This is a genomic window from uncultured Flavobacterium sp., assembly GCF_937967675.1.
Classification (GTDB): domain Bacteria; phylum Bacteroidota; class Bacteroidia; order Flavobacteriales; family Flavobacteriaceae; genus Flavobacterium.
In genome coordinates this window covers 1-1,020 of the sequence record NZ_CALBSN010000076.1, presented here as the reverse complement: position 1 = coordinate 1,020, position 1,020 = coordinate 1, and the positions used below count along the sequence as shown (strand labels likewise).

General features: G+C 35.4%; 2 protein-coding genes. One reads left to right on the top strand and one right to left on the bottom strand.

Features of this window, described 5'->3' with window-relative positions; translation table 11 throughout:
• A partial coding sequence (locus Q0075_RS05345) for an acyl-CoA dehydrogenase family protein (RefSeq protein WP_297868612.1) occupies positions 1-812 on the bottom strand: 812 nt, incomplete at its 3' end.
• A gap of 96 nt (positions 813-908) precedes the next feature.
• Here Q0075_RS05345 and Q0075_RS05340 point away from each other — a divergent pair.
• Positions 909-1,020 (top strand): anhydro-N-acetylmuramic acid kinase (locus Q0075_RS05340; RefSeq protein ID WP_297868613.1); only part of this gene is annotated, 112 nt, incomplete at its 3' end.

The window sequence follows — 1,020 nt, the reverse complement described above, 5'->3', positions numbered from 1 at the left end:
AAAGCAACACGCTCTTGTGAATATTTTAACGCTAATTCGTAAGCTCCTTGTGCAATACCTAAGGCTTGAGATGCAATTCCAATACGTCCTCCGTTTAAAGTTGACATAGCGAAAGCAAATCCAAATCCGTCAGCACCAATTCTATTTTCTTTTGGAACTTTTACATCGTTAAATAATAAAGTATGTGTGTCTGATCCACGGATTCCCATTTTTTTCTCTTTCGGACCTACTTCAAAACCTGGCATTCCTTTTTCCACGATAAGAACGTTGATTCCTTTGTGTCCTTTTGAAGCGTCGGTTTGAGCAATTACTAAATAAGTAGAAGCATTTCCACCATTCGTGATCCAGTTTTTAGTTCCATTTACTAAATAATGGTCGCCCATGTCAATAGCAGTTGTTCTTTGTGAAGTGGCATCTGAACCTGCTTCTGGTTCTGATAAACAAAAAGCTCCAATTACTTCACCTTTAGCTAACGGCGTTAAGTATTTTATTTTTTGTTCTTCCGAACCATATTTTTCTAAACCAGCACAAACTAATGAGTTGTTTACCGACATGATTACTGCTGCAGAAGCATCTACTTTTGCAATTTCTTCCATTGCTAAAACGTAAGATAAGCTATCTAATCCTGCACCTCCGTATTTTGGATCAACCATCATTCCTAAGAACCCAAGTTCACCCATCATTTTCACTTGTTCTGTTGGGAATTTTGAATGTTCATCTCTTTCAATAACTCCAGGTAATAATTCTGTTTGAGCAAAATCTCTAGCAGCTTGCTGAATCATTAAATGCTCTTCGGTTAATTTAAAATCCATATTATTTAGATGTAATGTTTGATTATTTTGTAATTTCAGGTACCAAATGTAAAGATTAATTACCAAATTTTCAATAACAATTTGTAATTTTAACCCATGTTTAAAGAAAACTACAACGTTATCGGAGTTATGTCGGGCACATCGTTAGATGGAGTCGATTTGGCGTACATAAAATTCAATAATTCAGGTCGTTGGACGTTTGAAATTT